The organism is Streptomyces sp. NPDC047049, from assembly GCF_040643995.1.
Taxonomy (GTDB): Bacteria; Actinomycetota; Actinomycetes; order Streptomycetales; family Streptomycetaceae; genus Streptomyces; species Streptomyces mooreae.
Genome location: NZ_JBEYVM010000004.1, coordinates 74,252 through 93,233, shown reverse-complemented (window position 1 = coordinate 93,233; position 18,982 = coordinate 74,252). Strand labels below are relative to the sequence as shown.

Annotated in this window: 15 protein-coding genes; 3 read left to right on the top strand and 12 right to left on the bottom strand. The window is 71.0% G+C overall.

The window, feature by feature from the left end:
• Positions 1 to 6 precede the first annotated feature (6 nt).
• From ABZ851_RS11815 to ABZ851_RS11775, 9 genes are all read right to left on the bottom strand, one after another.
• Positions 7 to 2,835 carry an AAA family ATPase gene (locus ABZ851_RS11815; RefSeq protein ID WP_361125128.1) on the bottom strand — a complete coding sequence of 943 codons (2,829 nt, stop codon included), beginning with the start codon at positions 2,833 to 2,835 and terminating at the stop codon, positions 7 to 9.
• A 177-nt stretch (positions 2,836 to 3,012) separates the two neighbouring features.
• Positions 3,013 to 3,633 carry an L-threonylcarbamoyladenylate synthase gene (locus tag ABZ851_RS11810; protein ID WP_336049168.1) on the bottom strand — a complete coding sequence of 207 codons (621 nt, stop codon included), beginning with the start codon at positions 3,631 to 3,633 and terminating at the stop codon, positions 3,013 to 3,015.
• A gap of 111 nt (positions 3,634 to 3,744) precedes the next feature.
• A complete protein-coding gene (locus ABZ851_RS11805; protein WP_361125126.1) occupies positions 3,745 to 5,472 on the bottom strand; it encodes an acyl-CoA dehydrogenase family protein in 1,728 nt (575 codons plus the stop codon).
• A gap of 93 nt (positions 5,473 to 5,565) precedes the next feature.
• Complete coding sequence (locus ABZ851_RS11800) at positions 5,566 to 6,141, bottom strand: PadR family transcriptional regulator (protein WP_361125124.1); 576 nt, start codon at positions 6,139 to 6,141, stop codon at positions 5,566 to 5,568.
• Between the two features lie 140 nt (positions 6,142 to 6,281).
• A complete protein-coding gene (locus ABZ851_RS11795) occupies positions 6,282 to 6,665 on the bottom strand; it encodes a hypothetical protein (RefSeq protein ID WP_361125122.1) in 384 nt (127 codons plus the stop codon).
• A 39-nt stretch (positions 6,666 to 6,704) separates the two neighbouring features.
• On the bottom strand, positions 6,705 to 7,091 hold the full coding sequence (locus ABZ851_RS11790) for a hypothetical protein (protein ID WP_361125120.1): 387 nt from the start codon (positions 7,089 to 7,091) through the stop codon (positions 6,705 to 6,707).
• Between the two features lie 42 nt (positions 7,092 to 7,133).
• Complete coding sequence (locus ABZ851_RS11785) at positions 7,134 to 7,826, bottom strand: hypothetical protein (RefSeq protein ID WP_361125118.1); 693 nt, start codon at positions 7,824 to 7,826, stop codon at positions 7,134 to 7,136.
• Between the two features lie 89 nt (positions 7,827 to 7,915).
• A complete protein-coding gene (locus ABZ851_RS11780) occupies positions 7,916 to 8,296 on the bottom strand; it encodes a hypothetical protein (protein ID WP_361125116.1) in 381 nt (126 codons plus the stop codon).
• 316 nt (positions 8,297 to 8,612) lie between these two features.
• Positions 8,613 to 11,525, bottom strand: a complete 2,913-nt coding sequence (locus ABZ851_RS11775; RefSeq protein ID WP_361125114.1) for an AAA family ATPase — start codon at positions 11,523 to 11,525, stop codon at positions 8,613 to 8,615.
• A gap of 386 nt (positions 11,526 to 11,911) precedes the next feature.
• Here ABZ851_RS11775 and ABZ851_RS11770 point away from each other — a divergent pair, with 386 nt between their 5' ends.
• Positions 11,912 to 12,337 carry a DUF779 domain-containing protein gene (locus tag ABZ851_RS11770; protein WP_361125112.1) on the top strand — a complete coding sequence of 142 codons (426 nt, stop codon included), beginning with the start codon at positions 11,912 to 11,914 and terminating at the stop codon, positions 12,335 to 12,337.
• Between the two features lie 232 nt (positions 12,338 to 12,569).
• On the opposite strand, the gene ABZ851_RS11765 is transcribed toward ABZ851_RS11770, so the two are convergent.
• Both ABZ851_RS11765 and ABZ851_RS11760 read right to left on the bottom strand, forming a co-directional pair.
• Entirely contained in the window at positions 12,570 to 13,517 is a 948-nt protein-coding gene (locus ABZ851_RS11765) for a hypothetical protein (protein WP_361125110.1), read from the bottom strand.
• Positions 13,518 to 13,655: 138 nt separating this feature from the next.
• A complete protein-coding gene (locus ABZ851_RS11760; protein ID WP_361125108.1) occupies positions 13,656 to 14,732 on the bottom strand; it encodes a LacI family DNA-binding transcriptional regulator in 1,077 nt (358 codons plus the stop codon).
• A 345-nt stretch (positions 14,733 to 15,077) separates the two neighbouring features.
• Here ABZ851_RS11760 and ABZ851_RS11755 point away from each other — a divergent pair, with 345 nt between their 5' ends.
• Together ABZ851_RS11755 and ABZ851_RS11750 are read left to right on the top strand one after the other, a co-directional pair.
• The gene (locus tag ABZ851_RS11755) at positions 15,078 to 16,025 is read left to right on the top strand and encodes a nucleoside hydrolase (RefSeq protein ID WP_361125106.1); all 948 of its coding nucleotides are present in this window, start codon (positions 15,078 to 15,080) and stop codon (positions 16,023 to 16,025) included.
• Complete coding sequence (locus tag ABZ851_RS11750; protein ID WP_361125104.1) at positions 16,022 to 17,461, top strand: MFS transporter; 1,440 nt, start codon at positions 16,022 to 16,024, stop codon at positions 17,459 to 17,461. The genes ABZ851_RS11755 and ABZ851_RS11750 overlap by 4 nt, the downstream gene beginning before the upstream one ends.
• Positions 17,462 to 17,555: 94 nt before the next feature.
• Here the strand turns inward: ABZ851_RS11750 and ABZ851_RS11745 are convergent, their stop codons facing one another.
• Positions 17,556 to 18,695 carry a Vms1/Ankzf1 family peptidyl-tRNA hydrolase gene (locus ABZ851_RS11745; RefSeq protein ID WP_361125102.1) on the bottom strand — a complete coding sequence of 380 codons (1,140 nt, stop codon included), beginning with the start codon at positions 18,693 to 18,695 and terminating at the stop codon, positions 17,556 to 17,558.
• Positions 18,696 to 18,982: the final 287 nt, after the last annotated feature.

The window sequence follows — 18,982 nt, the reverse complement described above, 5'->3', positions numbered from 1 at the left end:
CGGGGGTCAGCCCTGCGACGATGACCGCCCGGACTTCTGCCGTCGGGTCACCTCCGCGGCGATTTCGACCCGTGAGGTCATCGCCAGCTTTCTGAGGATGCTGGACACATGGGTGCTGACGGTGCTCCGGGCGATGGACAGCCGGGCCGCGATCTCGGGATTGGAACACCCTTCGGCCACGTGCTCCGCAACCAGGCGTTCGGTGTGGGTCAGGGCTTCCCAGCCGTCGCGAAGGCCGGTCCGGGGCCGGTGCGATCCCCGGCGGACAGCGACCGCACGCAGCCGGGACGTCGCCTGGGCCACGTCCCAGACCGCGCCCAGCTGCGTGAACGTGTCCAGCGCCTCATCGAGCAGGACGCGGGCCTCGGCCGGCCGCCCTCCACGGGCCAGCATTTCCGCCGCATCGGTAAGGGCCTGTGCGGCGCTGAGTGGCCGCGGAGCCTTGCGGTAGCAGCGGACCGCTTCCCCGAGCAGATCCGGGTCCCCGCTCAGCAGGCCTTGACAGCGGTAGGCGTCACCGAGGTGGTAGAGGCCGCCGCTGTGGTCGGCGCGCCGTTGCGCGGCGGCGGCGTACCGCTGTGCGTTCGCACGGTCTCCCTGGGCCAGGGCGAGGCGGACCAGATCAGGTGTCAGGAAGCTGAGGATCAGCTGGCCCGGCAGATGGCCGACACCGCTGTCGAACGCCTCGGCGAGCCGGGAGTGGGCACGCCGGGCATCGCCCCGCGCCTCGTCCAGAAGGACGTCGGCGCACAACGGCAGGTACTCGTAGAAGGCAGCGACCGTCGAGTTGTCGCCCTCGGGCAGCAGAGCGGCCAGATGTGCTTCGGCGAGGGGGCGCCTGCCTCGGTGCACGGCGATCAATGCCGCCAGCGCCCGCAGCGCCCGGCTCAGCGCGTCCTGGGCTCCGCAGTCGAGACCCGAGGCGATCTCCGCCAGCGCATCGTCCCAGCGCCCCGTGTGAAACGCGAGGAGCGCGCAGGACAGGTGGTACCAGGGCAGAAACATCCCTGCGGTCTGCTCCGCAGGGATGCGGATGGCGGCGAGGGTCCGCTGGGCGTCGTGTCCGAGATCGAGATCGACGTAGTAGTTCACCAGGGCGAGTTGCAGCCCCATCCACTGCGCCGGGTGCATGGTCTCGGGCGTGATGCGGGACGCCTGCCGCGCGAGTTCCACCGCTTCGGCGTCAGGCGTTTCGAGGAATCGCTTGGCTGCCAGTACGTGCAGGGCGCCGGCCAGGGCCTGGCTGTCGCCGGCCTTGTCGGCGGCGCGCCGGACACGTGAGGCGAGCGCACCGGCTTCGGCGATGTCGCCCAGCGCGAAGAGACACACCGCGCCGAACGACTGGAGCCGGACCGCCTCGATCGCCGGTACGTCCGGGCTCCGGCATCCGGCCCGCGTCTCCGCCAGGGCCAGGTCAGGCCGGCCACGGGCGAACGCGGCCTGGATGACGATCCAGCGCATCAGGCATTCCCACCCGGGGTCAGGCGCCTTGGCCAGGGCACAGCGGGCGCTCTCCTCCGCCTCGGCGAGGAGACCGCAGGAAAGCTGCGCAAGGGCGTGGTGCAGCCGGAGGCCTGCGTACCCGGCGTCCGTGGGGTCGCCGAGTTCCAGCGCCGTGGTGAGCAGCCGCAGGGCCATGGCCGGTGCCCGTGTGGTGAGCCGTGCCGCGGAGCCTTCCAGCCATGTGATCAGGAAATCCGGGCTCGGCAGCCCGTCCAGGAGGTGTTCGGCGACGCGTTCGGCAGCCGCCCCGGACTCGGCCAGACACTGCGCCGCTCTCATGTGCAGCATGGTCCGGACCGGCCCCGGGACCGCGTCGTACAAAGCGTGCCGGATGAGCTCGTGCCGGAAGCGCAGGCGTTGGCCGGTGTCCCTCAGCACCCCGGCCGCCTCGGCCTCCGCCATGACGGCCAGCAGGTCGCGCAGCGGAAGGTCCACCACCGCCGCGAGTTCGGCGGTGGTGCAGCCGGCGCCCAGTACGGAGGCGACGCGCAGTACCTGCAGCACGTCATCACGCAGGTAGCGGAGCCGGTGCGTCACCAGTCTGGTCAGCGAGGGCAGCGTGCAGCCGGCGGCGATCTCCGCCGTGGCCTCACCGGTCCCGATGGCCTGCTCGCGCCGCAGCGCGGCGATCAACTCGGTGAGGTACAGCGGGTTGCCGGCGGCCCCCTCGGCCATGCGGAGCAGCCGGGGACCGGCCGGCCGGCCGCACAGGTCCGCCAGCAGAGCCGCCACGGCCTCCGTATCGAGGGGAGCCAGCTCCAGCAGGGTGCGATTCCCGGCGATCGGGCTCCGTGACAGCTGGTCGACTTCCCCGACTCGGGACACGGGCCGGTGAGCACCCACCACCAGAAGCGGCAACTGATGCACCGAACCCACCAGTTTGTGCAGCACGGCCACGCTCGCCGAGTCCGCCCACTGGAGGTCGTCGAGGAACAGCGCCAGCGGCCCCTGTGCGCACAAGTCCTCGACCAGCCCGATGATCGCCTCGATCGTCGCGGCATACGCCCCGGCCGTCTCGCTCCTGGCGCCCGGCAGACCGTAGCGGGCATCCCCCCGCAGCACCTCGGCGACCTGGGCACGCCGGGGATCCGAGGGGGACTCCTCAAGCTTCAAGCAGCCCGATATGAAGGAGAACGGACATTCCTGCTCCCGCTCCTGGGCACCCCCCTGCAGCACCCGCAGGCCCCTGCGCTCCGCGCCCGCCGCGGCCCGCTCGAGCACCGCGGTCTTCCCGAGACCGGCCTCGCCCACGACGAACGCGGCCTGTCCCTCCCCCGCGAGCGTGGACTCCACCAGCCTGGACAGCTCCGCCAACTCAGCCGCACGCCCCACCAGCCAACCTTCGAATGAAGCCATCACTTCGCCCCCACGCCATGTAATGCCAGGTGCTTCTTAGCACATGTCTTGGATGTGCGTGGTGAACGACCGTCACCCGGACACGATCCGCTCGTCGGTCCAGGCAGCCGTGGAACCCGGGTGTACGGGGTGGCGGTGCTGCGCGGGAATCCGCTACTCGAAGCGCGCGGGGTCGCCGGCTCCGCGGCGGACGATCTCCAGGCCGTCACCGGAGAAGTCGATGACGGTGGTCGGCTCGGTGCCGCAGTCGCCCGAGTCGATCACTGCGTCCACCACGTGGTCGAGCCGTTCCTTGATCTCCCACCCCTGCGTCATCGGCTCGTCCTCGTCGGGCAGCAGCAGGGTGCTGGAGAGCAGCGGCTCACCCAGTTCCGCGAGCAGGGCCTGGGTGACGACATGGTCCGGGATCCGGACCCCGACGGTCTTCTTCTTGGGGTGCATCAGCTGGCGCGGCACCTCCTTCGTCGCGGGCAGGATGAAGGTGTAGCTGCCGGGTGTCGCCGCCTTGACCGCGCGGAACACATCGTTGTCGACGTGCACGAACTGGCCCAGCTGAGCGAAGTTCTGGCACACCAGGGTGAAGTGGTGACGGTCGTCGAGGTTGCGGATCGACCGGATCCGGTCGATGCCGTCGCGGCTGCCCAGCTGGCATCCCAGTGCGAAACAGGAGTCCGTCGGATACGCGATGAGCGCACCGGAGCGGATGCTCTCGGCCACGGTGCTGATGGTGCGCCGCTGGGGGTTGTCGGGGTGCACATCGAAGTATTTCGCCATCCATCGAGCGTACGGGATACGGCCTCCGGTGCTCGGGTGGCAGGAGCGGCGGGCTCGGCCGGCGCCTGGAGGCACCGGCCGAACCCGCTGGTCCACAAGCGGCTGAGGGGGTTACGGCGCCATTTCGTACGCCCCGGCCAGTGCCTCGACGCGCTCCCAGACGCGCGTCGCGCGGGCCTCGTCGACGACCGGACGCCGGACCGCGCCGAGCGCCCACTCCTGCTGCGCCGTGGTGGCCGAATCCTTGCCGTGCAGTTCGACGGCGTGCGCGGAGAAGTCGCGGACGAGGACGGCGAACAGCTCGTCGAGGACATCGGCGTCGAGGCCGGTCAGGCGCGCCTGCTCCAGGATCAGCTGGCCGTGCACGACCAGCGCGAACAGCTGGCCGACGGCGAGCAGGAGGTCGAGGTCGCGGCTTTGCTCCTCGCCGGGGGCGGCGGTGGTGACGAACTCGCACAGGGCGTCCGCCTGCTCCCGGAAGCGGGCGACGTTGGACACCTCGGCGTAGGCGTCGAAGGCGGCGCGCCAGTCGTGGAAGCGGACGGAGCCCAGGCCGCGGGCCGGTCCCTGCCGGAAGAGGAACGCGTCGTCGGCCGCGTCGAGGCGGGTCGGCACCGCCTCGTACTCGGCCGGGTTCAGCAGGTGGTTGCCCATGAACTTGAGGATCAGGGCGAGGTTGACGTGGACCGTGCCCTCCAGCTTCGGCAGGCCGCGGATCTCGGTGGCGGCCTGGGAGAAGTAGGTGTCCTTCTCGAAGCCCTTGGCCGCGATGACGTCCCACATCAGGTCGATGACCTTCTCGCCCTCGGTGGTCACCTTCATCTTCGTCATCGGGTTGAAGAGGAGGTAGCGGCGGTCGTCGGGTCCGGCGGAGCGGAAGTAGTCGACGGCACGGTCGCTGAACAGCTTCATTCCGACGAGGCGGACGTAGGCGTCGGTGAGCTCGCGGCGCACGTGCGGGAACGCGGTGACGGGACGGCCGTAGAGGATGCGGTTCTGCGCGTGGGTGACGGCCTCGTACATCGCGTGCTCGCAGATGCCGATCGCACCGGTGCAGAGGTTGAACTTGCCGACGTTGACGGTGTTGAGGGCGGCGTCGAAGGCGGCCCGGCCGGTGTGCAGGATGTCGTCCGCGCCGACCGGGTAGTCGTCGAGGCGGAACTCGCTGACGTACTTGGAGGAGTCGACGACGTTCTTCACGAGGTGGTAGGCGGGGTGGCGGCTGTCGGCGGCGAAGAAGACATAACCGTCCGGGCCCTCGATGTCGGTGCGGCGGCCGAAGACGGAGACGAGTCCGGCGGCATTGCCGTTGCCGATGTAGTACTTGGAGCCGCTGGCGCGGAAGCCGCCGGCACCGTCACTGTCCGGCTCCAGCAGCATGTCGGTGGAGTAGATGTCGGCGCCGTGGGCCTTCTCGGACAGGCCGAAGGCGAACACCTCACCCTGGGCGAGGAGTTCTGCCGCGCGGGCCCGCACGGTGGCGTTGTCGCTCTGCCAGACCGGGCCGAGCCCGAGGATGGTGACCTGCCAGGCGTACCAGTAGTCGAGCCCGTAGAAGCCGAAGATCTCGTTGAGGGCGGCGATCCGGGCGGTGTCCCAGCGCTTGTCGGGCTCCCCGTCGGCGGCCGAGGCCGGGGTGAGGAAGGTCGCGAACAGCCCTTCCTTGGCGGAGAACTCAAGGAACTCCGCCAGCCAGGCGCGGGAGCGGTAGTCCTCGATCAGCTTGCGCTTGCCGCGGTCCTCGAACCAGGCGACGGTGGCACGCAGCAGCCTGCGGGTCTCGGGGTCGAAGTGCGCCGGGTCGTAGGTGCGGGGGTTGAAGAGCAGCTGGTCGGCCATGGATGGTCGCCTTTCCTGATCGGGTTGCGGGTGGTGGCGGGAAGCTTCAGGGGCGGGCCGGGGGCCGGCGGGCGGTGGTGCGCCGCCGCCGGTTCAGCGCCCGGGACCGCCTCCGTGGAGCTCGGCGAGCCGGCGGAGGGTGGCGAGCACGTCGTCGAGCCAGGCGAGGGTCATCCGCTCGTAGGCGATGCCGCCGCGCAGCACGACGTGCTGGAGCTCTTGTCCGGCGTCGGGCGTGGCGGGGGCCTCGGGACCGGTGAAGTCCCGCCGCTCCCCCGCGAGATAGTGCGCGAGCCGGTCGGTGTGCGCCTGGTGGTGGCGCTCGACCTCACGGATCAGCGCGGCCGGGTCGTCGAACGCCGCGCCGCGGATCTTCACGGCGAGGTCGTGCCGGACGCTCTCGGGTTCGATCGGCTCGTGGAGCCATCCGGAGAGCGCGGCCCGGCCCGGGGCGGCGACGGAGTACTCCTTCTTGTCCGGCCGGGCCTGTTGCGGCACCTCGCGGACATCGACCCAGCCGTCGCTCTCCATGCGCTTGAGGACGCGGTAGATCTGCTGGTGGGTGGCGGTCCAGAAGTATCCGATGGACCGGTCGAACCGCCGGGCCAGCTCATAGCCGGAGCCCGGCTTCTCCAGCAGGGAGACGAGGATCGCGTGGTCGAGCGCCATGCCCCGAATCCTTCTATGCAACTTGTTGCATAGACAAGTGGGCACCGCCCGGGTGAGACGCGGCTCACCCCCGTGAACCCGTGCGCGGGCATGCGGCGGGGCCCGCCGGCGGAATGCGCCGACGGGCCCCGGGACGTCACTCAGCAGGCGACGTCGAGGACGTGGATCCCGGACACCAGAGTGCCTTCGAGCTTGTAACAGTGGTTCTTGTCGGCCTCGTTGATGTACAGGGGCTTGGAGCCGCCCGTCCAGTAGACGGTGACCGTGACCCCGGTCGCTTCGGCGGGGAAGTACCCCTTCCAACTGGTCCCGATCGGCCGGTCGTGCTGGCAGTAGTTCTTGCTCTCTATGCCCGCCGGGCCTTTCCACTCATAGCAGGTGTCGATGAGGGAGCCGGCGTTGTGCTCGAACGCGATGTAGTTGTCCGAGGCGGCAGCGGCGGACGGCGCGGACAGTACCGCGCCGGCCAGCGCCAGTCCGAGTGCCGCGGCACCATAGGTCAGGGAACGCTTTCTGCTTCGCATACGGGAATGCGCCTCTCGCTTCGCTGATCCGGACATGCTCTAACAGGTCTTTTCGGTGATCTTCGGGTTGAAGGTGTAGCCGCTCAGCTCGTAGCAGTGGCCGCGCTTGAGGTCCGTGATCTGCGGCGTCACATTGCCGCCCCCGATCTGGGCCGCCACCGTCACTTCGAGCTGGACGCCCTGGGCGTCGGCGGGGATTTCCACCCGCCAGTCGGTGCCCTTGGGCTTCGCGTAGTCGCACGAGTCCGAGGTCGACGAGCCCTGCCAGTGGTAGCAGGTGTCGACCAGGAACCAGCCGTTGTTGGTGAACCCGATGTAATTGCCCGAGCCCGCCGCGGCGGCCGACGGTGCCGTCATGACGGCTCCGGCCAGCGCGAGCCCCAGGGCGGCTGCACCGTACGCCGCCGACTTCTTGATTTTCCGCATGGAGTGCTCCTTAAGGGAGGGTTGGCGAGGGGGAGCGGCGGCTCAGCTGCCGTTCATCAGCTTTCCGCCGCATGCGACCTCGTCGGTGTCCGCCCGCGCCGCCGCACTGAGGGGTATTTCGGTACGGAGACCCGTGATCTTCGCGCCACCGAACTCGCCGCCCTGGATCCGCACATCGGAGACGCGCTGCTCCATGTCGTGGCCCAGCTTCAGCATGCCCTTCCGCCCCGGCTTGATGGTGATCCGGACGTCACCGCTCTTCGCCTCGGCATTGGTCTCGCTGTACTGCGCGGAGGCCCCCACTCCCAGCTTGTCCTTGACGAGGGTGATATCGACGTTGACGCCGACGTTCCAGCCCCAGGTGAAGGTCTTGCTCCCGCTGAGGGTCTGGTTGATTTCCCCTTGTCCTCCGCTGCAGTTCTGAATGGGGCCCACGCCCATGACGGTGTTCTCCACGTCGAACCACTTCGTCACGTTCTTGGACTCCACGGTCGTCGCCGTGCAGGACACACCGCTGCTGTTGCACTGGTCCATGGCCCGCTTGACTTCGTCAGCGGAGTTCACCTGGTACCCGTTGTCGTAGGTGACGGAGGGGCTGCCCTCCTGCAGCCAGTTGTTCGTGTGACCGTTGATGTCGGTGGAATCGGCGGCCGACGCCGTGGGCGTCGTCAGGGCAAGCGCGACGGTGACGGCACCGAGGGCGATACCGATGCGGGATGCGGATGTGGAGATCAACGTATTCCTCGCTCTGTGAGTGGGGGCCCGGGTCACTGGAACCCGGTTCACGGGAGACCGCGGCGGCGGAACTTCCCCGATTGCTGCGTTCAGCAGCCGATTTCCGTGAGCTTGGGCCGGTCGACGAGGCCCGTGATTTCGAAGCAGTGGTTCTTGCTGGTGTCGAATACCGCGGCACTGTCTCTCGTGGCGTAGTCCACGATGCTGGTGCTGAGGTCGATCTTTGCGCCGGTCGCGCCGTCGGGGAAATACGCCTGCCAGGTGTCGTTCACCGGACGGACATTGTGGCAGTAGTCCTTGCCCTCGACATCACGCCACTTGTAGCAGGTGTTGGCGAGAATTCCGGCGTGATTGGTGATCTGAATGTAGTGACTCGAATCCGCATGGGCGACGGGGGCTGTGAACACCGCCGACAGGCTTGCGGCGCCCGCCGCGAGAAGACCGAATACGGCCCGATGATTGAACCTCACGGTTGCCACTCCCTCTTGAACTCTCCTGCGACATCGGAAGAATGCGACGTCGTGAGATCTGAGTAAGTCATGAGCAGCCGGCCGAATCAATTGGTTCGGGCTAAGACTTCGGTACCCGGAGAAAGGGACCGGGGGTAACCACGAGAAGCCCCCCGGGAAACGGGACACCACGGCACCGGACCACGAGAACCACGGCTCTTCGCCCCTGCCCGACCACAGGCCGGCGAGGCTGCCCGCCGGGATGCCGAAAGGCCCCTCGCCAGAAGGTGAGGGGCCTTTCGGGTCCGGCCGGGCACACGCGTCCCGGAACCGCGCGTCAGGAGTCCGTCGTGCCGCTCCCCTGACGCGAGCGGTCCGCGGCCGCCATGGCCGCCGCCAGATACGGGCGTCCCGCGATCCCGAGCTTGCGGTAGGCGCCGGTCAGATGGGTTTCCACGGTCCGCAGCGAGACGACGAGCAGTTCGGCGATCTGTTTGTTGCTGTAGCCCTGTGCGGCCAGGGTGCCGACGCGCTCCTCCCCCGCGGTCAGCGCCCCCGCGCCCCCGGCCCTGCCGACCCGCCCGCCCGCGAGGTGCAGCCGCTCCTGCAGACGCGCGGCGAGCACCGGGGCACCGCACCCCACGGCGAGGTCCAGCCCGCGGCGCAAGGCGCTCCTGGCGCCCCGCTTGTCGTCCCGGTGCAGCAGGGCGGCCCCGAAGGCGTCCAGGGCGCGGGCGAGTTCGAGGCGGGCGGGGGTCGGGCCCAGTACGTCGACGGCCTCGGCCAGCAGGTCCAGCCCCGGAGGACCGCTCGTGGCGAGTCCCGTCACCCGCAGCGCGACCCCGAGGGCCCGTGGGATGCGGCAGCGCCGGGCGAGGTCGAGTTCCTGCTCGGCCAGCGCACGGGCCGACGCGGTGTCCCCCAGGGCGAGATGGGCGGCCACGGAGCGGGAGCGCCAGGGAGCCATCGCGGGACTGACGGTCCCCGCGGCCTCGCAGTGGTGGCCGCACTCGCGGAGCAGCGAGAGCCCCGCCCGCGGATTGCCCTGAGCGATCCGCAGCGCTGCCAGACTCATGAGGAAGCGGGGCCGCTCCCATGCCACTTCCGCCTGCCCGGCCACGGCATGGGCGCCCGCGATCCGCTCGGCCGCCTCCATCCGGCCCTGGGCGAGGAGGGCGTCGATCCTGAGGGTGTCCAGGGTCAGTGCGTACGGGAGCCGCCCGGTGGAGGACGCCTGGTCAACGGCGGTCTCAGCGGTGGCGAGCGCTTCGGTGATGTTCCCCCGGCGCAGCGCCAGTCCTGCCTGGTAGAGCATCAGGGAGGAGACGAGGAGTTCCATGCCCCGGCCCGAGATCTCCCGGGTCAGATGGCGGTTGAGCTGGTCGGCCGTATCGAGCTCGTCGAGGTACAGCAGCGTCTGGGCGACGAAGTAGTGCAGCGGGAACAGGTCGTGGGAGAAGGCCGGCAGGTTGACGGACGCGCGCTCGATGAGTCCGGCGACGTACGGGGCGGGCAGGGCGGCGCGCAGGGCGCGGAAGGCGCGGATCGCGAGCAGCTGGCGTTCTCCCGCGGTGCGGTCGGCCGGGTCGTCGTCCGCACCGGGGGCCGACGGCGGTGCCGGACTGGTGACGGACGGCCGCTCGAACTCCATCCATGCGCGCAGCGCCCCCATCCGCAGCGCCAGTTCGCGGTCGGCGGCCCCGGAGTCCGCCGTGCGCCGGTCGCACAGCGCCGCGATCTTCCGGTCCACATCCGACAGGTCCGTACGGGAGCCACGGGAGAGGAGCAGCGAGTAGGCGAGCACGCCCAGCGCGTCGCTGCGGGCCGTTTCGTCGGTCAGCTCCTCGAGCGCGCCGGTGACGCAGGAGATGGCCAGCGCGGCATCGTAATGGCTGGCCGCGGTGCCCAGTTCCAGGAGCACCCGGGCGCGCTCGGGATCGTCCAGCGGCTGGTGCAGGGCGGCACGCAGATAGGTCACGGCCGTCTCCGGTGCGCCGCGGTGCAGGGCCTGGCCGGCCGCTCTGCGCAGCACCGGCAGGACCCAGGAACCGTGTACGGGACCGGCCGCCAGCAGGTGGGCCGCCACTTCCTCGTCGGGGCGTCCGCTGAGGCAGGACACCTGGGCCGCCCGCGCATGACCGGCACCGAGTTCCTCGGGCGACAGCATCCCGAGCACCGTGTCGCGGACGACCCGATGGGTGAAGCGGAGGTCGCCGTCCGCACGCAGCAGGCCCAGCGACCGCAGGTCCTGGGCCGCGGAGAGCACCACGGCACGCCCCGTTCCGCAGTACGCGGCAAGCAGCTCCGGCGGCTTGCGGTCGCCCAGTAACGCCAGTGCCCGCACCAGCTCCACCACCTCGCCGGACGCCTGGCAGAGCCGGTGCGAGATCTCCCCCGCGAGCGTCGACAGCATGACCGTGGGGATCCGGTCCCGGAAGGACGCGGTCGGCCGCACCCCGCTGCGCTGCGCCTGGTGGAGCAGGGCGCGGACGAACAGCGGGTGCCCGCCCGTGGCGGCGTGCGCGGCGGCGCAGAAGGCGTCATCGGGTTCCTCCGCGCCCCAGAGCGTTTGCACCAGCTGTGTCACACCGGCGGTGTCCAGCGGCTCCACCACGAGGGTCTGGCAGTTCGCGGGACGGACGAGCTCGGCGAGCAGCGGATCGAGCCGTCTGACCTCGGCGCTCCGCGTGGTCACCGCGATCAGTACGGGGTGACTGTCCGCCCGTCCGGCGAAGTGCACCAGCCAGCGCAGTGAGGGCTGGTCGATCCACTGCAGGGCGTCGACCGCCAGGAGCAGGGGTTGCCGGCGGGAGAGCCGGGCGGCCAGGGTGTCGAGTCCCTGCAGCGTCGACGCCGTCACATCGGCCGCCTCCGGCAGCGGTTCCGTGCCGGCGGCGTCGTCCAGCGCCCGGAGCGTAGCCGCCGCGGAGCCCTCCAGGAGTCGGGCGCGGTCGGCCTCGGACACCGCGGCCAGCAGGGGCCGGAACAGCTGTCGCACCGCGCCGAAGGCGAATGCGCGCTCCAGGGGGTGGCAGCGGGCCCGCAGCACCCGGAACTGATCGTTCCGCTCCCACCAGGCGCTCAGCAGGACGGACTTGCCGACCCCGGCCGCCCCTTCGAGCTGTACGACGCGGGACCGGCCGGACAGGACCTCGGCGGCCACGGCATCGAGGGCGGCGAGCTCGCGTTCGCGCCCCACCAACGGCCAGTCGTCACCGCATGCATCGCGGGAATGTCCGAACGTCACCACTTGCTCAACTCTCGTCTTGCGCCTCTGCTGTTCGAGACGTTGCGATGCCCACCGCGGTTGCCTGAGCTGGGCACGCGGATCCGGGCCGCCGCCCCCGCCGCACGGCCGCGGGGATCTTGGGAGGCCGGAACCGCCGACGGATCCGCGGGCCCGCCGTCGTGTGCAACCACCTCGCAACGTGGCAGGGGGTTAACTGAGGCACTGCCTCCGTGGCGGCTCGGTGACCATGATCTCGGTGACCATGATCCGGTCCGTGCCGGGCCGGCCCGCCGCCGTCCCGGGAGCGCTGTCCGTTGTGGCCGGTCAGGAGAGGAACGGCACGTGTACCGAAAAGAGACCGACAATCCCCAGGTCAACGGCTTCGCGACACAGCCGGGGCGGCTTTGATGAGCGGCGCCGAACAGGCGCCTGCGGCCGCCGGAGGCGCCGCTGCGCAGGGAGCTTCCCGGATCGCGCTCAGTGCGGCGGCGACCGAACTGCTGCGTCTGCTGCACGACCGGCACGGCCCGCTGATGTTCCACCAGTCCGGCGGCTGCTGTGACGGCAGCGCCCCCATGTGCTACCCGGCCGGAGAGTTCCGTACCGGATCGTCGGATGTGCTGCTGGCCCGGCTGGCCGTGGAGGGCGTGCCGGAGCCGGTGGGGTTCTGGATGTCCGGGGAGCAGTTCGAGCGCTGGCGGCACACCCATCTGACGGTGGACGTCGTACCGGGGCGGGGCAGTGGCTTCTCCCTGGAAGCGCCGGAGGGGGTGCGCTTTCTGATCCGCTCGCGGCTGTTCACCGACGAGGAACGCGCGGTTCTCGGCGACTGAGGCCGCCCGGCGTCAGGAAAGCCCCCGGGGAGGAGCCAGGGCGAGCCGGAGAACACAGTGAGGCCCCACGCACGGGGGAGAGCGTGGGGCCTCACTCTTTACAACGGGTGAAAGGCGCATCAGGTTCCCTCACGGTGAAACTTCCGCAAGAAAATCTTGTGCGGGGTGTGCACGCCCCTGGCACGCCCCTGGCACATACCTGGCCCGGCCCCTGCCCCGCCCCGGACGACGTTCAGGCGTCGTCCTGCACCAACCGCTCCAGCATCGCCTGGAAGTCCGCGTCCGCCACCACCCGCAGTCCGCCGCCGGACGGCTCGCTCAGCGGAGTCATCACGCCCCGGCGCCACCAGAAAACCCGGGGGCTGATGGCGCCCGCCGCGTCCTCGTGGCCGGCCGCCGCGAACTGCGCCATGGCCTGCAACGCCGGGACGACCTGGGCATCGTGAATGCGGTGGAAGGCCAGCTGGTGGCGGAAGGGCAGGGCGACCAGCGCACCGTCCGGGGTGAGTTCGATGCCCATCAGCCGCTGCACCAGTTCGTCCAGCACCAGCACCCGGCTCGCGGTGAAGAAGGAGTCGCCGAGCAGCACCTCGAACGCGGAGCCGTCACCGCGCCGCACGGTCTCGTGCCCCTCGACCGGCAGGGCGCGCAGGTTGTTCATCGCCCGGATCCGCAGCTCCGCCACCTCCCCGAGATCGGTCAGCGAGTCCTCGCTCAGCATCTGCACCGCCTCGGGCAGATCGAGGGCGAGCACTTCCCGCAGCCCCGGCGCCGGGGCGCGGCCGTAGCGGAAGGAATCGGAGGCGGGCAGGGTCTCCTGGGCGACCACACGGGGGTAGAGGCAGGCCCGGATCTCGTCGGAGCTGAGGATTTCCAGCGGCTGCGGGCCGTCCATCGTACGGAGCACCTTGCCGACGTGGTCCCGGATCAGCGCGGGCCAGCTGCGCTCACCGCGCCGGTCGCGGTGGCACACCGCGGCGAGGTTGCCGAGGCCGAACTGCCGGCCCGCGGAGTCGGTGACCACGCCCGCATACGCGGTGACTTCGAGCCCCTGTTCCGCGAAGGCCTGCCGGACCTGCGATCTGAACACGCCGCCTTCGCGCTCGGAGAAGAAACCGAACTCCCCGTCGCGTGCCAGGTCGCGGGGATCCCGCTTCGGTCCTCGGCGGAACAGGCCCATCTCTTCCTCCCGGCAGCGGCCACGAACGACGGCCTCGAATGGGCCGATCGTAACGGGTGCGTCGCCGCCCACGCCGCCCTCGCCGTCTCCCTGATCGCCGCCCTCGGCAATGACGGCGACTGCCACCGTGACGACCGGTCAGCCCCCGGGAACCCGCGTCGCTTCGGTGCAAGGCTCCCCGGGTGCGCCGGGCGCGCCAGACGTGCCCGGCGCGCCGGTGGAGGCGCTGGAGGCCCGTACGACCAGCTGCGGTGCCAGCCGGACCGTGTGCCGCGGCCCCGGCTGTGCTCCGGCCGGGCCGCGGCTCAGCAGGCGGGCGGCTTCGGCGGCCAGTTCGCCGACCGGCTGGCGGACGGTCGTCAGCGCCGGGTCGGCGAGACCCGCGAGCGGGATGTCGTCGAAGCCGGTGACGGCGACCTCGCCCGGTACCTCCGCGCCCAGTTGCCGCAGCCGTTGCAGCGCACCGGCGGCGATGAGGTCGTTGGCGCAGATCAGGGCGTCCGGGCGGGACGGCCAGAGGCGGTCGACGGCGGCCCGTCCCCACTCCACCGAGAAGTCGCCGAGTGCGAGGCGTCCGGGGGCCTCGGGGTCCAGCGCCGCGGCGCCCGCCTCGTAGGCCGCGCGCCGTTCGACCGCCGCCGACGCGGTCCCGGCCGCGCCGACGAAGCACGGGCGGCGGCGGCCGGTGGCAGCCAGGTGATCGAGCACCAGCGCCATACCGGCCGCGTTGTCGACGGCGACGGAGTCGGCGACACCGGGTCCGCAGCCGCGGTCGAGCAGCACCAGCGGCACCCGGCCGGCCGCAGCGGCCACCGCTTCCCGGCTGCGCCGCTCGTCGACGGGTATCAGCAGCAAGGCGTCGACCTGCCGCCCCAGGAGGGCGTTGATCCGAGCCGCCTCGGTCACCGGGTCGTCGTCGCAGTCGGCGAGGAGCACGGCCCGCCCCTCGGCGTGCAGGGCGTGCTCCAGCTCCCGGACGAGGGACGGGAAGAACGGGTTGGTGATCTGCGGCAGCACGAGCCCGACGGTGCCGGTGGAACGGCTGCGCAGGGCGCGGGCCACCTGGTTGGGCCGGTAGCCCAGGCGCTCGGCCGCCGCGCGGACGGTGCGGGCGGTCTCGGCGCCGACCGGGCGGGTGCCGGCCAGGACGCGGGAGACCGTGGCAATGGAGCAGCCCGACGCCAGCGCGACATCCCTCAACGTGACTTCGGCCACCGTCTCCCGGCTCCCTCCGTTCGGCCCGCCCGAACCGGAGGGAGCATACGCCCCCTTGTCCGCCCGGCAAACGTTGTCCCGCCACAGGCGCACCCCCGGCCGTCGCCCCCACTCTTCGTCCCGATAACGTCCGGATGGCCAGAGATTGAACCATTGACAACCCGCGGGCCCATGGGTCAAGTTTCCGGAGAACGTTTTCCATGCTGCTCGCTCGCCGGCTGACTCCACGCCCGGGCTCACCATGGGTGACCGCCGGGCGCGCTGTGCGCCGGAGCCCATACCGGCCCGCACACACCACACCTTCATCACCGTTTTTCCGAGCAGCAGAGCAAAGGGGCTCCTCCGTTGGCCAGAAAGATCATCCTCGACTGCGACCCGGGGCATGACGATGCGATCGCCATGCTCCTGGCACATGGCAATCCCGACGTCGAGCTGGTCGCCGTGACGACCGTGGTCGGGAACCAGACGCTGGAGAAGGTGACCCGCAACGCCCTGTCCGTGGCGCGCATCGCCGGGATCACGGGCGTGCCCTTTGCCGCCGGCTGCCCGCGTCCGCTGGTGCGGGCCATCGAGACGGCGCCGGACATCCACGGCGAGACCGGTCTCGACGGCCCGGACCTGCCCGAGCCGGCCTTCGAGCTGGACCGCCGGCATGCGGTGGACCTGATCATCGACACGGTGATGTCCCATGAGCCCGGTGAGATCACCATCGTCCCGACGGCGGGCCTGACGAACATCGCCCTGGCCGTGCGCAAGGAGCCGCGGATCGCCGAGCGGGTCCGCGAGGTCGTCCTGATGGGCGGCGGCTACCACGAGGGCAACTGGAGCGCGGTCGCCGAGTTCAACATCGCCATCGACCCCGAGGCCGCGCACATCGTCTTCAACGAGCGCTGGCCGGTGACCATGGTCGGCCTCGATCTGACGCATCAGGCGCTGGCCACCCCGGCCGTTGAGGAGAAGATCGCCGCCGTCGGCACGGCGCCTGCCCGCTTCGTCCTGGAGCTGCTGGACTTCTTCCGCGAGGCCTACCGCGAGAACCAGGGCTTCGACCACCCGCCGGTGCACGATCCGTGCGCGGTGGCGTATGTGATCGACCCGGACGTCATGACCGTACGCAAGGCGCCGGTGGACATCGAGCTGCGCGGTGCGCTGACGGTCGGGATGACCGTGACGGACTTCCGTGCGCCCGCCCCGAAGGACTGCACCACCCAGGTCGCGGTCACGCTCGACCACGAGCGGTTCTGGGGCCTCGTCGTGGATGCGCTCGAGCGGATCGGCGACGTCGAGGCATGAACGTTTCCACCACTGCGCGCCCCGTCGAAGCGACGGACGGCGGCTCCGGCGTCCGGATAGGTGTCCTGCTCACGGCGCTGCTCGCGGCGTGCTTCGCCTTCCAGCTCAACGCCAGCATGCTCAGCCCCGCGCTGAAGAACATCGAGGACTCCCTCGGCGCCACGTCCGCCGAGATCGGCCTCACCCAGACCGCCTTCTTCACCTCGGCGGCGCTGTTCTCCCTGTTCCTCCCGCGGCTGGGCGATGTCATCGGCCGCCGCCGGGTACTGGCAGGCATGCTCGCCCTGATGGTCGTCGGATGTGTGGTCGCCGCGCTGGCGACCAGCGTGCCGATGCTGTTCGCCGGGCGTGTCATCCAGGGTGTCTGCGGTCCGGTCGTCCCGTTGTGCCTGATCATGCTGCGGGTCGAGGTGAAGGAGCCGAAGCGGTACGGCACCCTGCTCGGCGTGATCACCGCCGTCAACGGCGGTATCGCCGGTGTCGACTCCCTCGCGGGCGGCTACCTCGCCGACCGGCACGGTTTCGGCTCGGTCTTCTGGGCGATGGCGGCCGTTGCGGCCCTGGCCACCGTGCTGGTCGCGACCCTGACGCCCGAGTCGAAGGCGCCGGCGGCGACCCGGATGGACTGGCCCGGGGTGGCGCTGCTCGTCGTCTCCGTGGGCTCGCTGCTGATCGCGCTCAACGAGGCGGGCAAGCTGGCCGCCGCCGACTGGCCGCTGATCGCCGTCCTCCTCGTCCTCTCCGCGGCCGCCTTCGCGCTCTTCTGGCGGACCGAGAACCGCAGCGGGCACCCCCTGGTCGCCACCCGGCACCTCAAGCAGCGCGCGACCTGGGCGACCCTGCTGACCACCGTGCTCACCATGACCGGTGTGTTCGCCGTGATGAACGGGCTGATCCCGGCCTTCGCCCAGGACGCCCGGGCCGGGCTCGGGATGAGCGCCGAGGCCTCCGCGTGGTGGACGCTGTCGCCGTACGCGCTCGCCGGGCTGGCCATGGGTCCGCTGGCCGGCCGCCTCGCCGCCACCTTCGGCTACGGCCGCGTCCTGCGGTGCGGGCTGGTCGGATCGGTGGCGACGGTCGTGCTGATGCTGCTCACCATGCACAGCCATTCGCAGGTCCTGCTGCTGGTGACGTCCATCCTGGTGGGCATCGCCTACGCGGGCGTGGCGAACATCGTCCTCAACGGGCTGGGCATCGTCCTCTCCCCCGCCGAGAACCCGGGCTTCCTGCCGGGCCTCAACGCGGGCGCGTTCAACCTCGGGGCAGGGCTCAGCTTCGCGCTCCTCTACGCGGTCAAGACCGCCGCCACCCCGGCGGACCCGTCATCCCCCGGCGGCTACACCGCGGGCATGATCGCGGGCGTGGCCATCCTCGCCGCGGCCATCGGGACGTCCTTCCTGATCCCGAAGCCGGTGGCCGCCGAAGCCCAGGACTGAGGCGCACGCCTGCCACCGCTCACTCACCGCCCGCCGGCCGGACTCCGGCCGGCGGGCGGTGTGGTGCGGGGCCCCGGGTACGGCGTCCCGCGGATCACTCCGGCCCCGCGTCCACCGTCCCCCGCAGGATGGCGCCGAGCCCGCCGGTCGGTGCCCGGTCGGGGTCCCGGACCACCACGACGTCGGCCCCGGTCGCGGCCGCCGACCGCACCAGGGCGTCGTCCGCCCGGGCGACCGCGGGATGTTCCTCTCCCAGGTACGACAACTCCGTTCCGCGGACAGCGAGTTGGTCGGCGTCGGAGCCCACCCAGACCTGCCGGGCGATGTCCGAACCGTGCGGGCTGACCAGCAGGGTGTCGATCCGGTGCTCCCGCGCCGCCTCGATCAGGGCGGGGATACCGGCCGCGGCATGCGGGGCGCGCCCGTTCCCGGGCCCGGCGCCGGTGCGGAAGCGGTCCGCCACCCGCGCGATGTGTTCGCGCTCCTGTACCGCTCTGACCTGGGCGATGTCCCGGTCCACCAGGGCGCTCTCGGCACCGGGCGCACGCCCGCCGTGGGAACTCTCGTAGGTGAGGGCACGCAGCGGCTCGGGCAGCTTCTCGTGCACCAGGTGGCGCTCGCGCGTCTCGCCGACCAGGACGACGGCCTCGGCGCCGCTCTTCTCGAAGGCCTCGCGCACCGCGTCGGCGATCTCCCCGGCGTTGTGTTCCCAGGTGTTCTCCGTCTTGGTCCGGAAGTGGCGTTCGGACGGGTCGCCCGCGGCGGTGCGGGGCAGGGGCGAGGCAGTGCGGCTGTGCCGGCCGGGGCTCCCGGTGCCCCGTTCGCCGACGAGGGAGAAGTCCGCCCCGTCCCGGTCGAGACGGACCACGAGACAGACCGGGTCGTCGCCGATGGCCGCCAGCAACGGAGTGACCCTGGGTACCGGGCCCCAGGCCGCGAAGGGCATGGCCGGGGGCCCGGGGAGCGGGGTGTCGAGCACGATCTCACCGTGGGCGGCGAACAGCACCCGTCCGGAGTGCGGCCCGCGACTGCCCTCCTGCGGCGTGAGCAGGGCCTCGTGCACGGCACCGCAGGTGGCCTCGTCCGCGCCGAGCGCGAACAGCTGCGCCGTGGTGGCGCTCGCCGTCAACTCTTGCTGCTTTGCGGCGTCCTCGGTACTGAGCGGGACATTGGCATAGACGGATGCCCAGGGGCCGGGCCGGTTGATGACCGGTTTCAGGAGCGAGAGTCGCATGGCGCTGCCTCCTTGGCTTCCTCGGATTCCGCGGAATCTCCCGTGGTGGTGGGCTGTCGTCGGTGTGCGGCCGGTGTCACCGGTATGCCGTTATGGGCCGGGTGCCTTACGAATTCCCGTTCCCGAAAGCCATATGCATGGCGGGCATATGCATCTGCCGTCACGTTGCGCGCATGCCCGGATGTTTTCCGTGTGCGCGAGGGGAAAGGGCCGCCGCAGGGTGGTACCGGGTGGTGAAGGGCGCCGTCGGGTTGTTACGGCTGGGGGACCAGGGAAACTGGGAGTAA